Origin of the sequence: Candidatus Hecatella orcuttiae (assembly GCF_002009985.1) — an archaeon.
GTDB classification, from domain to species: domain Archaea; phylum Thermoproteota; class Bathyarchaeia; order Hecatellales; family Hecatellaceae; genus Hecatella; species Hecatella orcuttiae.
Genome location: NZ_MTLX02000002.1, coordinates 280637 through 295586, shown reverse-complemented (window position 1 = coordinate 295586; position 14950 = coordinate 280637). Strand labels below are relative to the sequence as shown.

Here is a 14950-nt window from a genome sequence, read left to right as displayed (position 1 = left end):
ATGAATATTTCCAAGACGCTCCGACGCCTCCCGAGGGGTTGACTTATGGCTACTTTCAGCTTAGACGACTACAAGGCTATCGTGGGAGAACAGGAAATAGCTGAAATTGAGAAACTGGCTTCTTGGGTGAAAGGCGCCTCCATCGTCCACATCAATTCAACCCGTTTTGGCGGGGGAGTGGCGGAGCTTCTTAAAAACATGGTTCCGCTGGCTAGGACCGTGGGGTTAAACGTCTCATGGCAGGTTATGGAGGCTTCCAGTGAGTTTTTCAATGTCACTAAAAAATTCCACAACGCCCTCCAAGGAATGCCTCTTAAGCTCACAGAGGCCATGAAGAAAGTCTACTTGGAATATAATCGGCTGAACGCGGAAAAGCTTGATTTCAAGGGCGACCTCATCATGGTCCACGATCCCCAGCCGGCGGCCCTTCTAAGGTTTAGAAACCGGGGACCTGAGAAATGGGTGTGGCGATGCCACATAGACCTAACAAAAGCCAACCCGGTTTACTGGGATTTTCTGAAACCCTTCGTGCTGGAATATGACGGTCTCGTGTTCTCCCTCCAAAGCTACATCAAAGAAGACCTTCGAAACAAGCACATCTTCCTTATGCCTCCCTCCATCAACCCCCTCTCAGAAAAAAACAAGCCTATTTCAGAAAGCCAAATTTTGAAGATGCTGGAGAAATACGAAGTCAGCCCTGAAAAGCCTATCCTGACCCAGGTAGCTAGGTTTGACCCTTGGAAGGACCCTTTAGGCGTTATCGACGTCTACCGCCTGGTGAAAAGGGAAATTCCCCAAACCCAGCTGTTGCTGGTAGGCTCCATGGCTGCAGACGACCCCGAGGGAGATGAATGGCTGAAGAAAACCGTGGAAAAGGCGGGAGGCGACAAAGACATCCACATACTAACCGACAGAGAGGGGGTGGGAGACTTGGAGGTTAACGCCTTCCAAAGAGCCTCCACGGTGGTGATACAAAAATCCCTCAGAGAAGGCTTCGGTCTCTCGGTAACTGAAGCCTTGTGGAAGGGAACCCCTGTGGTGGCCACTCGCACAGGCGGCATCCCTCTGCAGGTCCTAGACGGCGTGACAGGTTTCCTAGTGGACACCGTGGAGGCTGCAGCGGAAAAGGTCACCCTCATCATCAAGCGCCCTTATCTGGGGAGGATGCTGGGGACCAACGGGAGAGACCATGTGAGAAGAAATTTCCTCATCACCCGCCATCTTAAAGACTATTTGAAAATCCATCTAGAACTCATCGAGTAAGCCTAAACAAAAAAGAGTGGGAAATACCCCACCAACCCAGCGGGAAGCCTCGCCCAAAAAACCTATGCTCATATATGCCACTTTTTCACACCTATTTTCCAGCCGAACTTGGAGATAAGCTTAAACCTGATAAGCGAATTGGGTCAAGCGAGTTAAGCAACGCCATGGGTGAAGCTGGTGAAGTGGAATTCAGGCTTCTACGTGGGGAGGTTTCAGCCTGTTCACCGGGGACACGTTCACGCTGTCACCCAAGCCCTCCGGCAGGTTAAGGAGCTGATAATAGGGATTGGAAGCGCCCAGTTCAGCCATGACCCTCAAAACCCCTTCACCGCGGGGGAAAGATTCACCATGCTGAGGCTGGCCTTGGATGAGGTGGGAGTGGACAGAGCCTCCTACTCCATCATCCCCGTGCCCGACACCCAAGTTCACAGCATCTGGGTCGCTCAGGTAGTGGCCTACACGCCCAAGTTCGAAGTAGTTTTCACCAACGACGCCCTCTGCCGTCAACTCTTCCAGGAAGCCGGCTTCAAGGTGGAGGGCATTCCCTACTTGGATAGGAGAAAACTTTACGCCACCAACGTCCGCAACAAGATTCTCAACGGCGAAAGCTGGGAAGCCCTCGTCCCCGCCTCCGTTGCAAAGTACATCGTCCAAATCGGCGGCATAGACCGCATACGAAACTTAGCTCGAACGGATAGGCTCTAGTTTTCTCCCCCCGGAGGCTGGGAGGAGCAGTTTGATTTTCCCTCCAGCTTTCAAGCCCAGCCGCTTGGAGGCGTCCCCCTGGTTGACGGAGACTTCCAAGAAGCCTCCGCTTCCCACGGTGAGTAGGAGTTCTCCCCTCGCCGCTTGGGAGTAGGTTTCAGCAAACCTAACCTTTCGGGGGTGCTGGATTTTCCCCGCTTGAATTCGGATGGCGGAGCCAAACCGCAGCCCTCGAGTTTCGGGAAGCTTTCGGTCTATGTTGGTTACTAGGTTACCGAAACGGTCTACGTGGATGACCTCCCCCTCCACTATCCTGCCGGAGATTTTAGGAGATGGGAAGGCGGACTCCACGTAGGTGGAGACCTCTACGCCCAAGGAGGACGGAGGCTTCCCCGCTGCCAAGTGGCCGGCTGCAGGGGCGAAGAGGTCCCTCCCGTGGAAGGTTTCGGAAACCTTCGACGGCCAGCAGTATTCTTTCCTTATCTGGTAGGCGTGGCTTATGCCCTGTCTTTTGGCCGCCGCGGTCAGGAGGCCGTTGTCAGGGCCGACGAAGAAGGCTGAGGGCGTCTCCAAGATGAGGGGCTTCCGCCCGCCTCCGACTCCCGGGTCCACCACGGCCAGGTGCACGGTTCCTCTGGGGAACAGCCAAGCTGAGCGGGCCAAGAGGTAGGCGCCCATTCTGATGTTGAATCTTTCAACCTCGTGGGTGATGTCGACGAGGACCGCCTCAGGGCAGAGGGAGAGAATAACCGCCTTCATCTCCGCCACATAGGAATCCGCGGTGCCGAAGTCGGTGGTCAATGTCACCACAGGCCTTCTGGCCTTCGCCACCAAGCTTTCCATCCCCACGGCTGCGCTATTCGGGCTTCCGGGTTTTCAGTTTTTCCTGTACCAAGTCTAAGATTTTCGCTGCCACATCTTCTTTCCGAGAGAGGGGAACCTTTACCCTTTCTCCGGCTTTATCCAGGATGAGGGCTTCGGTGGTTTTGGAGCCGAACTCAGCGCCCTTCCTCCCCACGTCGTTGGCCACCACCAGGTCGGCTTCCGTTTGCTTCATCCGCTCCTCAGCCTTAGCCGCCAGCTCCTCTTCAGGCACTTGGTATTCGGCTTTGAAGATCACCAAAAAAGTTTGGGGGCTGAGCCTTTTGACTTCCTCCACAAGCTTCTCCGTCGCCCTCAGCCTCACCGTGAGCTCAGGGGTTTGGGCGGTGGAAAGCTTCCGGCTTGAAGGCTGGAGGGGGGTGAAGTCGGAGACCGCTGCCGCTGCAAAGAAGACATGGCAGTTTCCTCTCCGAAGCTGGGAAACCACCGTCTCCCGCATTTGGTCGGAAGTCTCAACCCGGATCACCTTCGCTCCTGAGGGAGGCTTGGCGGTGCCGGGACCGTAGACCAAGGTAACCTGAGCACCCCGCCGGAGGGCTTCCCGGGCTAGGGCCACGCCCATTCTTCCCGAGCTTCGGTTGGTCAGAACCCGGATGGGGTCAAGATACTCCACCGTCGGCCCGGCTGTTACTAGGACGTTCATCTCAGCCATGGTAGGCAGAGTTAGCCTTCGAATCACCGCCTCCACCAGTTCTTCCACCTCCACCAGTTTGGCTTTCCCCTCCGTCAGCTCAGGTTCCACGATGGTGAGGCCTAAGGCCCTAAGTCGACTGAGGTTTTCAGAGGCAGCGGGACTGTCCCATAGGCAGCGGTGCATGGCGGGGGCGAGGACGACGGGGATATGGGCCCCTAGGGCTGCGGAAACATAGGCGGTGACCGGGGTGTCGCTGATGCCCCAGGCTATCTTGGCTAGGGTGTTAGCTGTGACAGGGGCGACGAGCACCAGGTCCACGGGAGCCATGCCCTCCCCCCCAGCCGCGGCCACGTATTCGATTTTCCCGGTGATCTCGGTTACCACAGGGTTTCCCGTGGCCCATTCCAAGGCATAGGGATGAATGATCTTCTGAGCGTCAGAAGTCATGACTGCGTAGACCTCCGCCCCCCTCCTCATGAGCTCTCGGGCAACCTCGGGGGCACGGAGGGCGGCGATGCTCCCGGTGACGCCTAAGACTATCCGCTTTCCCTCCAGCTGCCTGCCGGCGGTTCCTATGATGGCTTTGGACGGATGGCCGGTTAACAAGTAGGCTTCCCCCTTCTTTCCAAGCTTTTCACCAGCACAGTCAGCAGCCTGTTTAAGGGAGCGGGAACCGAAGCCTTGAAACCCAGCTTGGCCACCGCCCCGTTGAGGTAGTCGATCTCCGTGGGCTTCCCCCTCCTAACGTCCTGAAGCATGGAGTTGAAGTTCCCAGCCGTGGCCTTCACAGTCCTAAACATCTCCTCCACCGGGTCGCCGGGGAGGGCCACCCCCAGCCGGCAGGCGACGCGAGTTCCTTCCTCCACGGTTTCAGCCATGAGCTCTCCCATTTCTCCCACCTCCAGAAGCTCCCCGTTTCTTAAACCCGTCAGAGCTCCGTAGGGGTTTATTCCAGCGTTTATCAGGGTCTTCATCCACACAGCGCCCTCGATTTTTTTCTCCACCCTCGCAGGCAGCCCAGCTGCGTTGAGGGCTTCTGCCGCCAGCCAAGCTTTCTCTAGGAGACGACCGTCGGTTTCCTTGAAAGGCAGCCCTAAGACTGTTTCCCCCCGGCCTGTAAACCGGACGGAGCCGGGGGCCTCCAAGAAGGCTCCGCAGAAGGTCACACCCCTCAACAGGCTTCTTCTCCCCAAAGCCTTCGCAGCCTTCTCCTCCACTCCTATTCCATTTTGGAGGCATAGCACAGGCGTTCCTCCATCTAGGATGGGTTTAAGCTGGGAGCATGCCTCCTGGGTGTCGTAGGCTTTCACCGTCAGAAAAACCACGTCGAAAGCTTGGCTTCTCAGGTTTTGGGGGGAATCTTCTGCGTGAAGGCTTAGAACATGTTTCGCCGTTATTCCCCTCAGCCACAGCCCCCTCTGTCTGACAGCTTCCATGAGGCTGGCTCTGCCGATGAGGTAAACCTCGTTTCCCGCCTCCGCCAGCAAGCTGCCGAAGAGGCTGCCTATGGCTCCAGCTCCCATGATGGCGACCCTCGTTTTAATCCCCTCTCCCACCTAGCCTAGAATTTTCTCCCACTTTCTCAGCTTCAAAACCTTGGAGAGAGTGCTTCCTCTTCTGATTTCAGCCCTCACCCTCTGCTCTTTTTCGAAAATATCTTTCCCCCTGTTGGCGGCCTCCACAGCCATCTCCCTCGGGACGACCAGAACCCCATTGTCATCGGCCACAATCCAATCCCCAGGCCGCACCTTCACTCCACCGCAGCGGATTTCCACGTTGATTTCCCCGAATCCTTTGGGCTCCCCGGCGGTGGGGGTCACATGCCTGGCGAAGGCGGGAAACCTGAGCTTCCGAACGACTTCCACGTCTCTTATCCCGCCGTCGATGACCACCCCGCCGAGCTTTCTCTGAATGCTGCTCCAAGTGGCCAGCTCTCCCCACACGGCTTTCTCTCCGCCCCCCGCGTCGATGACCAACACTTCCCCTGGGGAGGCGAGGTCTACAGCCTCCACCGGCTTCGCCCAGTCTCCCGGGTAAGTTCTCACCGTCAAAGCCTTCCCCACCGCCTTAACTCCGGAGGTGACAGGCTTGATTCCCCTCATTTCCTCCATCCTCTGCAGGGCGTCGGAGAGGTTTGGGGTTGAAATCTCAGCGAAAACTTTCTGAAGTTCTTCCTCCCTCTCGTATTTCTTGTAAAGCCTCGTGGCTATGGATTTCCTCAAACCCATGGCTTTCTTGATGGTCTTTACCGCAGCCTTGACATCTTCAGCCTTAGTGATGGCTCCGCCTATCACGACGATGCTGGCCCCGGCTTTTACGGCTAAACCCGCGGTTTCGCTGTTGATCCCGCCGGCCACGGCCACAGGAACCCTCACCGCTTTCACCACTTCCCTGAGGGCTTCTAGGGGCTTTAACCCCCGCATCTGCTGGTCGATGCCCACGTGGACGCAGACGTAGGCGACTCCCAGTTTCTCCAACTCCACCGCCCGGGACGCCATGGCGTCAACCCCCAGAAGGTCGACCATGATTCGAGCTCCATACCTTCTCCCAGCCTCTACTGCCTCCCTCACCGTGCTGTCGTCGGCGAGGCCGAGAAGAATCACCACGTCGGCCCCCGCCTTCGCCGCCATCTCCACCTCCACGGCCCCTGTGTCCACCGTCTTCATGTCAGCCAAAACAACGCGGCCGGGAAACCTCCGCCTGATCTCTCTCACAGCATCGAGGCCTTCACCCTTGATAAGAGGGGTGCCCACCTCTATCCAGTCCACCCCTGCCTCAACCGCCTCCTCAGCCACTGGGAGAGCGCGGTGGAGGTCGGTGAAGTCCAAGGCCAGTTGAAGCTTAGGGGCTTCTCCAGTCTTCAAGGCGTCCCTTCTCCGGTTTGGGGTTGATGTTCAAACTTTCCAAATTCGAGGGAGCGAAGCCTGGTGTTGATGAAATCAACAGCCTCCCGCAGGTTTTCAGGGTTGCTGTAGTTCTCCACGATTTTTTCAAGCTTCTCTCGCCCCTCGTGCTTCAAGGCTTCAGCCGCCGCCCTCAAGTTAGGCACGGCGCGGAGGAGGTTGTCGACGATGGTGATGGAAGCTGCAAGGGCTGTTCTCGAGAAGGGATTCAAATCCACGGCAATAACCCTCTTACCCATGTTCCTCAAAGCCGCGGTCCTGTCTCCGTCTTCGACAGCCAAAAACACGGTGTCCGCCTTGAAGATGCCTCGGGGGTTAACTTTCCCCCTCCAGCTTTGAAGCTCTGGGATGACTGCTTCCCCCTCTGAGCCTAAGCCCAAAACTTCCTCCGCTCCCTCAGCCTTGAGGAGCTGCACGATGAGTCTCTCCCTCTTCTCAGACCAGTGGAAAAGGTTCACCTCGATCTTCGCTCCCACCAGCTTCGCCAACTCCACCAGCCCCCCGGCGCAGAGGGCGGCGGCGTTTCCGTTGACAGAGATGACCGGATGCTGAGCCAGAAGCAACGCTGCCGCCGCTGTCTTCTCAGCCTCCAAGGCGAAAGGCTGAGTTTTTTCGCCCAAAATGTAGTCGAAGCATTCCCCCCGGCCGTGGGCGATGAGGCCTTCCTCCACGACGATTCCCTGCCTGTAAGCGGAGACGAGTTTTTCTCTAACTCTCAAAGATTCAGCTCGGGGGTGGCTGGGGGGAATGAAACCTTCAACCAAGCAGCCGAGCCCCCTCTCCGTCGATGTCGGCTACGAGCACACGCCCACCTAAGAATTTCGGGCTGTGAAGGCAGCTCAGAAGCTCAGGAAGCTGCTCAGGAGTCACCAGTGTGAAAAGAGCCCAGCCGAACATGTTCACGGTGAAAAGGGGAAAACCTTCCCCCTCCAGTTTTTTCATGAACTCCTGCATGGGGGTTCCGGTGAAAAGGGAAATCCTGTCCGCAAATTCTCTGGAGCAGCTTAGAAAACCCTCCACGGTAGGTTTTTCCATAAAGCGGTGAAGAAGCCTGTTTCCTTCCCTACTAATCTTTTTTAGAACCAGAGGGTCTTTCAGAAAACTCCGGGTGGAAAGAGGCTTCCAGTAGATGGAAACAACTTTTCCGCGGGAGGCAGGCAGCCTCCTGCATAGCCCTATTCCCGGGGCTCCCGCCCTCACCCTCAACCCCAAGCCGCCGCAAGTTTCCGCGAGCACCGTTCCCAACCCGGTTCCGCACTTCACTTCCGCCACGTGGGCGAGCTGCGCGGCCTCGGCGGAGGAAAGCCCTGCATTCAAGGCTTCGTTCAAAGCTAAGGCTAAGCTCAGGGCGCCTGCACCGCTGGACCCATAGCCCGCTCCTATGGGAACCTCCACCCGGTGGTCTACGGTGACCTCGTGGGGCGGGGCAAACGGTTTGAACTCTTCCACCGTTGCCTTAGAAACCTCAGCTTCAGCCGGTCTGCCGTTGAGCCTAAACTGTGTCTTCCACCGGGGGCTTTTCTCCGCGTACACCGTGGTGTGAACGCCTTTTCCTAGGCTGACGCCTACGCCTCTGGACCCTCTCATCTCCGGGCAGCGATGTCCTTCCACTGTGAAGAGTCCTGTGATGTGGGCTGGGGCGAAGGCTGTAGCGGTTTTCATGGCTGTTCGGATTTAGGATGAGGATGTGTGAAATTAAAGTTATCTATGAAGACTATAAAGACCTTTATTGACTATGAAGGAAAAAAGTTAAAGACCTCCACCCCCCATATTGGTAAGTTTCAAAAGGGAGCTGCCATGCCTATCGAAAAAGGAGATTTCATCCTTCTCGACTACACGGCTAAAGTGAAAGAAACCGACACGGTCTTCGACACCAGCCTCCAAGAAGTGGCCAAAGAGGCGAAAATCTACAGGGAAAACACCCTCTACGAGCCCATGCTGGTGGTCGTCGGGGAAGGCTGGGTTCTGAGGGGGCTGGACGAAAAACTTCCCGGCTTGGAAGTGGGGCAAAAGACCGTAGTGGAAATCCCCCCGGAAAGAGCCTTCGGGCTCAGGGACCCGGGGAAAATCAAGCTGATACCCCTCAAGAAGTTTAAAGACCAAAATATTTCCCCCTCCCCCGGGATGGAAGTCGAAGTAGACGGAAAACTAGCGACCATTCGAAGCGTAGGCGCGGGGAGAGTGCAGGTGGATTTCAATCCCCCCCTGGCCGGCCGAACCCTCATCTACGAAGTGGAGGTCAAACAGGTTCTCCAGTCTCCTCTGGAAAAGGCGAAGGCCCTTCTCCACCGGAGAATTCCCCCCGTGAACGTAGACCTGTTTGAACTGGAGATTTCCGAGAAAGCTGTCACCGTCACTCTTCCCGAGGAAAGCTTCGCCCTGGAAGGCCTCCAGCTGGCAAAGAGAGGACTCGCCGCCGACTTCATGAAGTTTCTGCCCTCGGTGGAGACGGTGACGTTCATCGAAAGACACCGGCGGAAAGAGGCTAAGGCTCCTCCTCAACCCGCTGGGAAAGAAGAGAAACCTGAAGCTGCACCCCCGTCCTAGGGCAGACGAATCTCTCACGGAGCTCCATCACCCTGCAGGCGGCTCCCTCCACCAAGGCGTTGGGGACGCAGAGGTTGAATTTTTCGCAGTGAAGCCGGCTGCAAGGTTGAGGATTAAACCTTATGAGCGCGCCGGGAATGGCAAGATGAACTTCCACAGCGCCCTCCACCTCTGCCGGCTGAACCTCCACCAGGCGAGCGTCTCCTTCGAAAACCTGGCAGCTTACCTGTTTTTCCTTCACACTTGCGACGGTGTAGGCGGTATGGGGGGTTAAGTTTTCATGGCAGACTTTGACGTACTCGCAGTCTTCACAGACTTTAGGTTTTCCTTCGTAGAGGAAGGTGTACCCCTCTTTGGCGTTGTTGAGGGAAAGAAACGTGAAAATTTTCTTCACCGTTGAATTCGTCTCCTTCATCCTGGAAGGTGATAAGGTGATCAAAGAGGACATCATATTTTTCGGTGTTGTTTTTTACAAACTATCTTGCGTGTTCTTTAACCGTTATTCAGAAACATTTTTAAGTTAGGCGAGAGTATCGTTAACCGATTTTCAGAAGCCTTTTTGCCACCTTTTAGGGGCTGCTTCATCTATGCAGGGATTGTATGGGGCCGGCATTCACAAGGGTACTACCACCGTCGGAGTAGTGTGCAAGGACGGAGTTGCCTTAGCCACCGACACTAGGGTTACCACAGGATACTTCATCGCCCACAAGAAAGGGAAGAAAATCCATAAAATAGACGACCACCTAGCCATGACCATTGCAGGAGCTGTCGCCGACGCTCAAAACGTGGTCGACATCCTCAAAGCCAACGCAGCCCTCTTCAAACTAACCCATAAACGGCCTATGCCTGTTGCCTCAGCCACAAGGCTGGCTGCCAACCTCCTGTTCTACAACAGGTACATCCCCTTACTCCTCCAAGCCATCGTCGCAGGTGTGGATACAGAGGGAGCTCACATTTTCTCCCTCGACCCCTTTGGAAGTGTGACGGAGGAGGAGAAGTTTTTTTCCACAGGTTCAGGTTCCCCTGTGGCTTTAGGAATATTAGAAGACGGCTTCAAGGAGAACCTAACCACGGAGGAAGCCGTCCCTCTGGTGGTGAGGGCTGTGAAGGCGGCCATGAAGAGGGATGCCGCCAGCGGAGACAGTTTCGACGTGGCCATCATCGACAAGGCAGGCTATAGGGAGCTCACCGAAGAAGAAAAGGCCAAATATGTTGCCACTTAGTTTGAGCAAAGCTTTCTCAAGCCGTGAAGCGTTTTGAACAGAGAAGAAATCCAATCTAAGATACGCCAAGTCATCTTACAGCATGTGCCCAAAGAGGCGGAAGTTTCCAGAATAGAGTTTGAAGGGCCTCGGCTGGCTATCTACACCAAAAAACCTGAAATCCTTCTAGATCAGAGCTACATTGTAACGGACATCGTAAACCTCATCAGAAAGAGGATTACCCTCCGCTCAGACCCCTCCATCCGAATGCCTGAGAAGGAGGCTGAACGCTTCATCCTCTCCGCCGTGCCTCCGGAGGCGGAAATCACCAGCATAACCTTCGACCATTCGCTGGGCGAAGTTATCATCGAAGCCAAGAAACCAGGCCTTGTGATATCCAAAAACGGCTACATGCTCCACGAAATAATCAAAGCTACCAAATGGAGGCCGAGGGTTCTGAGGACTCCGCCTATTCCCTCGAAGATCATAGCCCACATCCGCCACTACATGCACAAAGAGGTGAAAGATAGGGAAAGAATCCTGAGGTCTGTGGGGGAAAGAATCTTCAGGCCGACTTTCTCCAAAACCCAAGAAGTCCTCCTAACTCCCTTGGGCGGCTGCAGGCAGGTGGGCAGATCCGCTTACATACTGAGAACCCGGGAGAGCAGCATCCTCATAGACTGCGGAATAAATCCCGCCTCCACCAACCCTGAAGATGCCTTCCCCCGGCTTGACATCAACGAATTCGACCTAGAAAATTTAGACGCTGTGGTCATCTCTCACGCTCACCTCGACCACTGCGGGTTGCTTCCCCTCCTCTACAAGTACGGATACGACGGCCCGGTTTACTGCTCCGAACCCACCCTCAGCTTAATGTCCCTGCTTCAGCTGGATTATCTGGATGTCCTGTCGAGGGAAGGCGCCCTCTTGCCCTACAGTCAAAAAGATGTGCGGGAGACAGTTCTCCACGCTATTCCCCTCAAATACGGCGTAGTCACCGATGTGGCTCCTGATGTGAAATTAACCCTCCACAACGCCGGCCACATACTGGGGTCCTCGGTCATCCACATTCACGTAGGAGAAGGCCTCCATAACATCGTGTACACAGGCGACTTCAAGTTTCTACGCACCATGCTCCTCGAAGCCAGCGCGACGACTTTCCCCAGGATTGAAACCCTCATCATGGAGTCCACCTACGGGGCCCCCGGAGACGTGATGCCCTATCGGGGCGAGGTGGAAAGCAAGCTTGCCAACGTGGTGGATGAAACCCTGCGAAGAGGAGGGAAAGTGCTGATACCTGTGTTGGCCGTGGGAAGGGCTCAGGAAATCATGCTGGTTTTAAACGAGTACTTGCGTGCGGGAATGATCCCTGAGGTTCCCATCTTTGTCGACGGCATGATAAACGAGGTTACAGCCATCCACACCGCCTATCCTGAATATCTTTCCAAAGAACTGCAGAGTAAAATCCTCTACGAGGACGTTAACCCCTTCCAGTCAGATTACTTTGTAACCATAAAACACGCCAGCTCCAGAAGCGAAGCCATGGAAGGCCCGCCCTGCGTGATTCTGGCCACCTCAGGCATGCTGGAAGGCGGCCCTATCCTAGAGTATTTCAAACAGCTCGCCTCCGACGAAAAGAACACCCTCATATTCGTCTGCTACCAGATCGACGGCACCTTAGGCCGACGTATCCAGAACGGCTTAAAGGACGTAGCCATGATGAACGCTGAGGGCAAGGTGGAAATGGTCAATGTGAGGTTGAGGGTGGAATCCATCGAAGGCTTTTCAGGGCACAGCGACAGAAACCAGCTTCTGAATTTTATCAAAAGAGTCAGTCCTAAGCCTCAGAGAATTATAATCTGCCACGGCGAGAAATCCAAATGCCTAAGCCTCTCCAACTCCATCGAGCGAATGTTTAAAATAGAAAGCTTAGCCCCGGAAAACCTGGAAACCCTCAGGCTTTGCTAATCCGTCTTTTTCCCCTTGCGCCAGATTTTGACGGGTGGAGGGGTGATGACTATCCGCTCTTCACCCAGCCTAGCGATGTCTCCTCCGATGGTTTCAGCGTAGACTTTAAGCTCGTCTATCACCCTCTTAACTTCTTCGATGTTTTTGGAGGCGAGAGGCGTCAACTTGACGATGAGGATGTTCCCCGAGTCTAGGTCGCTTTTGATTTTTTCTATGTCTGAATATTCTCTCAACGGTAAGGCTTTCACGTAGGTAGGAGGGGTTTTAGCTTCAACTTCCGCGGTTTGGCTTGAAGTTGACATTTTTAAATTTACCTTAACCGGCGGGTATATTTAATAAAATAGGTGCTCTTTGTTACTTAAGACTTTCTTTCCCAGCCCTAAGACTTTGGCAAAGCCTCCAAATCTTGTCCCCTATATAGTGAAGGTTCTCAGCCACCTTCCCACGGGCAGTCTCCCTTATTTCGGTTGAGGAAGCCAAACTCAGCGCCAAAGCGACAGTTTTCCGATGTTTCTCCTCCACCACCGAAAGCAAGGCGCCCTCGGAGAAGTCTCCCTCCACGCTTACCATCCCCGGCCTCATCACGTCGGCTCCGGCGCATATGTGAGGGACAGCACCTTGGTCGATGACCAGCATGGGCAGAGCTTTTAAAACCTCATGAAAGAGAAGAGTGGGAAGAAGTAAGCCCTGTTTAGTTTCAGCCATGAAAGGCTGCTTATCCAGAAGGTAAACAGTTAAGCCGTCGGATTCAACCTTCTCAGCTTTAACTTTTTGAAAAACCTCCAAATTTATCTCCAACTTCAAGTTTGACTGCAACCGGTGGAGCAGTTCCTTGAACTCTTTATCTTTTATGAAATGTCTTTTCACAGCTTTTACCTCAGCGGCTTTCCATGCTCATAATATTTTTTCAGCGATACTTTTATAATTCCATGTCTCTCCATTCTAGAAACTGAGGAGCGTTGAACCCTGATGCCTGATGATATGGCGGTAAAACTTCTCGAGGAAAGCGTCGGAAAAGTTGTCTTGGTAAAATTGAGAGGCGGGAAAAGCATTCGAGGTAGGCTTCAAGGCTTCGACCAGCATATGAATTTACTGTTGGGAGAAGCGGAAGATGTTTCGGAGGCTGACAAAGCCAGCGGGCTGGGAACCATCATCCTCCGAGGCGACAACGTCATCATGATCTCTCCGCCTAAAACCTAAGATCTTCAGAAGGGGGCAAGCACTCTGGCAATCTCCATGGGCAAATTCAACAAACCAGTCCATACGCGGTGCAGACGCTGCGGCCGCCGAGCCTACCATATAATCAAAAAACGCTGCGCTGCTTGCGGATACGGTGAAACAAAAAAATTCAAGAAAACTTTCACGCCTTGTTAACGGCGGCTTTCGAGGGTTCCGAAGCAATAAACGTGCAGAAACAATAATAAGCTCCGCATCCTATCAGAAACTTGGCTAATCCGCCCCTCATGGGCCGGTAGATCAGCGTGGAATGATCGTCCGCTTGGCATGGACGGTTTCCCCAATATGCGGAAAGGCGGCTGGATGCCCCGTAAGGTCCCGGGTTCAAGTCCCGGCCGGTCCACCATCCCATTTCTTCCCATGTTAGATGAATTCTGAAGACACCTAGCAGGGGCGAAAGCTCTGCCCTGACACTACAGTAGGGTGTTAAAAAATTAAAAAGTCAGGTAAAAGGGGGGTGTCTGTTCTTTTTGGTTCATGCCGTCGTAGGCATCGGGGTCTTCGCCACCAAGCGGGCTTCGAGGCTTAGGGATTCGAAGAGTTGAATGTACTCTTGGGCAATTTTTTCAGAAGAGTGCAAGCGGACGAATTCTTTCGCCGCATGCTGGCTTCGCTTAAAACTAGGTTGGCCCTCAAAAACTTCGAGAAGCCGGTCCTTGAGTTCTTCCGGCTTCGAGTACTTCATAACCTCTTGGTCTAGGTCCTCAAAATAGTTGCAGTCACTTACCACCAGAGGGCATCCTGAACCTAGAGCCAAGTAAGCGGTGCTGGACAGCACCACGGCGTCGGGTTCGGATTTCCTGTAGATGCAGAGAGCGTCGGCTGCGTGGAGGTACTCGTAGAGATCTTCCACCTTCAGTAAACCTTTTCGAACTCTCATGTCCAGTTTTCCTTTGGGCAGGCTTAGAAGTTTGTTTATTCCAACGTGGTTGCTGCTCAGAACCAAAACCGTCAGGGGAAACTTGCTGTTCACCTCTGCCAGAGGCGGGATGATGGGGCTGTAGTCTTCAACCCTGAAACCGAAGATCAAGACTATCTTTCTGTCCAAGGGGAGGCCTAGCTTCTTTCGGGCAGCCTCTTTGTCTCCCCTCTTCCACGGGTGGCATGGAAAACGGATTATCTTAAGGTGGGGGAATACGTTCCTAAACAGGCTTAAATAACGTTCATCGAAGCATACCACACTGTCCCACGAAAACCTGTAAAAATCCGGATCCTGAGGCAGTCGGCCTTCATGGAGAATGAGAACAGTTTTAGCTTTCGCCTTAATCTTGGGGAAAACTTTAAGCAACTCCCGCATTGGAAGAAGTTCCAAGTTCTGGGCCACAAACACGTCGAAGTCAGCGTTTAAAATAGGACCCGTGTCCAAAAGCGAGTAGGACGTCCAGCTGGGGATAGTAAAATTTCTCACAACGTAGGGTTCATCTTCTCGCACAAGCATTTCGTGAGGGAAGAGCTGCCCGTCCACCTGCCAGTAGCGGGGAAAGTCGGATTTGAAATTAGAGAACACAATTAGCTCATGCCCCATTCTCACCCATTCTCTGCCGATAAGCTCAGCGTGGATAGATGGGCCTCCTGAACAGTTCCACAACGTCATCATACCTATTTTCATG

The 14950-nt window shown here is 54.2% G+C and carries 17 protein-coding genes and 1 tRNA gene; 8 read left to right on the top strand and 10 right to left on the bottom strand.

The window, feature by feature from the left end:
• Positions 1-45: 45 nt before the first annotated feature.
• Together BWM17_RS01715 and BWM17_RS01710 are read left to right on the top strand one after the other, a co-directional pair.
• Positions 46-1263, top strand: a complete 1218-nt coding sequence (locus tag BWM17_RS01715; RefSeq protein ID WP_309492160.1) for a glycosyltransferase — start codon at positions 46-48, stop codon at positions 1261-1263.
• A gap of 177 nt (positions 1264-1440) precedes the next feature.
• Positions 1441-1968: a nicotinamide-nucleotide adenylyltransferase gene (locus tag BWM17_RS01710; protein WP_309492159.1), complete on the top strand. Its 528-nt coding sequence runs from the start codon at positions 1441-1443 to the stop codon at positions 1966-1968.
• Here BWM17_RS01710 and BWM17_RS01705 read toward each other — a convergent pair.
• The 6 genes from BWM17_RS01705 to BWM17_RS01680 are packed head-to-tail and all read right to left on the bottom strand — an operon-like array spanning position 1945 to position 8049.
• The gene (locus tag BWM17_RS01705; protein WP_309492378.1) at positions 1945-2811 is read right to left on the bottom strand and encodes an SAM-dependent chlorinase/fluorinase; all 867 of its coding nucleotides are present in this window, start codon (positions 2809-2811) and stop codon (positions 1945-1947) included. The two genes, BWM17_RS01710 and BWM17_RS01705, sit on opposite strands and share 24 nt — an antisense overlap.
• 13 nt (positions 2812-2824) lie before the next feature.
• Positions 2825-4090: a bifunctional phosphopantothenoylcysteine decarboxylase/phosphopantothenate--cysteine ligase CoaBC gene (gene coaBC / locus BWM17_RS01700; protein ID WP_309492157.1), complete on the bottom strand. Its 1266-nt coding sequence runs from the start codon at positions 4088-4090 to the stop codon at positions 2825-2827.
• On the bottom strand, positions 4084-5040 hold the full coding sequence (locus BWM17_RS01695) for a 2-dehydropantoate 2-reductase (protein ID WP_309492156.1): 957 nt from the start codon (positions 5038-5040) through the stop codon (positions 4084-4086). Before BWM17_RS01695 ends, coaBC begins: the two co-directional genes overlap by 7 nt.
• Entirely contained in the window at positions 5041-6348 is a 1308-nt protein-coding gene (hxlA, locus tag BWM17_RS01690; RefSeq protein WP_309492154.1) for a 3-hexulose-6-phosphate synthase, read from the bottom strand. It lies immediately after the preceding gene.
• Entirely contained in the window at positions 6345-7151 is an 807-nt protein-coding gene (locus BWM17_RS01685; protein ID WP_309492153.1) for a phosphopantothenate/pantothenate synthetase, read from the bottom strand. The genes hxlA and BWM17_RS01685 overlap by 4 nt, the downstream gene beginning before the upstream one ends.
• A complete protein-coding gene (locus tag BWM17_RS01680) occupies positions 7144-8049 on the bottom strand; it encodes a hypothetical protein (protein WP_309492151.1) in 906 nt (301 codons plus the stop codon). The genes BWM17_RS01685 and BWM17_RS01680 overlap by 8 nt, the downstream gene beginning before the upstream one ends.
• Positions 8050-8184: 135 nt before the next feature.
• Between BWM17_RS01680 and BWM17_RS01675 the strand changes: the two genes are divergently transcribed.
• Positions 8185-8934 (top strand): peptidylprolyl isomerase, encoded by a 750-nt coding sequence (locus BWM17_RS01675; RefSeq protein ID WP_309492150.1) that lies wholly within the window; start codon positions 8185-8187, stop codon positions 8932-8934.
• On the opposite strand, the gene BWM17_RS01670 is transcribed toward BWM17_RS01675, so the two are convergent.
• Positions 8873-9349 carry a UPF0179 family protein gene (locus tag BWM17_RS01670; RefSeq protein ID WP_309492149.1) on the bottom strand — a complete coding sequence of 159 codons (477 nt, stop codon included), beginning with the start codon at positions 9347-9349 and terminating at the stop codon, positions 8873-8875. The two genes, BWM17_RS01675 and BWM17_RS01670, sit on opposite strands and share 62 nt — an antisense overlap.
• Positions 9350-9521: 172 nt before the next feature.
• Between BWM17_RS01670 and psmB the strand changes: the two genes are divergently transcribed.
• The gene (gene psmB, locus BWM17_RS01665) at positions 9522-10157 is read left to right on the top strand and encodes an archaeal proteasome endopeptidase complex subunit beta (protein ID WP_309492148.1); all 636 of its coding nucleotides are present in this window, start codon (positions 9522-9524) and stop codon (positions 10155-10157) included.
• 33 nt (positions 10158-10190) lie between these two features.
• A complete protein-coding gene (locus BWM17_RS01660) occupies positions 10191-12104 on the top strand; it encodes a beta-CASP ribonuclease aCPSF1 (protein WP_309492147.1) in 1914 nt (637 codons plus the stop codon).
• Here the strand turns inward: BWM17_RS01660 and sepF are convergent.
• Both sepF and BWM17_RS01650 read right to left on the bottom strand, forming a co-directional pair.
• Entirely contained in the window at positions 12101-12406 is a 306-nt protein-coding gene (gene sepF / locus BWM17_RS01655) for a cell division protein SepF (protein WP_309492146.1), read from the bottom strand. The two genes, BWM17_RS01660 and sepF, sit on opposite strands and share 4 nt — an antisense overlap.
• Before the next feature lie 52 nt (positions 12407-12458).
• The gene (locus tag BWM17_RS01650) at positions 12459-12971 is read right to left on the bottom strand and encodes a DUF1947 domain-containing protein (RefSeq protein WP_309492145.1); all 513 of its coding nucleotides are present in this window, start codon (positions 12969-12971) and stop codon (positions 12459-12461) included.
• A 102-nt stretch (positions 12972-13073) separates the two neighbouring features.
• On the opposite strand from BWM17_RS01650, the gene BWM17_RS01645 reads away from it, so the two are divergent.
• From BWM17_RS01645 to BWM17_RS01640, 3 genes are all read left to right on the top strand, one after another.
• Positions 13074-13304 (top strand): LSm family protein, encoded by a 231-nt coding sequence (locus tag BWM17_RS01645; protein ID WP_309492144.1) that lies wholly within the window; start codon positions 13074-13076, stop codon positions 13302-13304.
• Between the two features lie 36 nt (positions 13305-13340).
• On the top strand, positions 13341-13478 hold the full coding sequence (locus BWM17_RS09650; protein ID WP_342766481.1) for a hypothetical protein: 138 nt from the start codon (positions 13341-13343) through the stop codon (positions 13476-13478).
• 91 nt (positions 13479-13569) lie between these two features.
• Positions 13570-13686, top strand: a tRNA-Ala gene (locus tag BWM17_RS01640).
• A 129-nt stretch (positions 13687-13815) separates the two neighbouring features.
• Here BWM17_RS01640 and BWM17_RS01635 read toward each other — a convergent pair.
• A complete protein-coding gene (locus BWM17_RS01635; RefSeq protein WP_309492143.1) occupies positions 13816-14949 on the bottom strand; it encodes a hypothetical protein in 1134 nt (377 codons plus the stop codon).
• Position 14950: the final 1 nt, after the last annotated feature.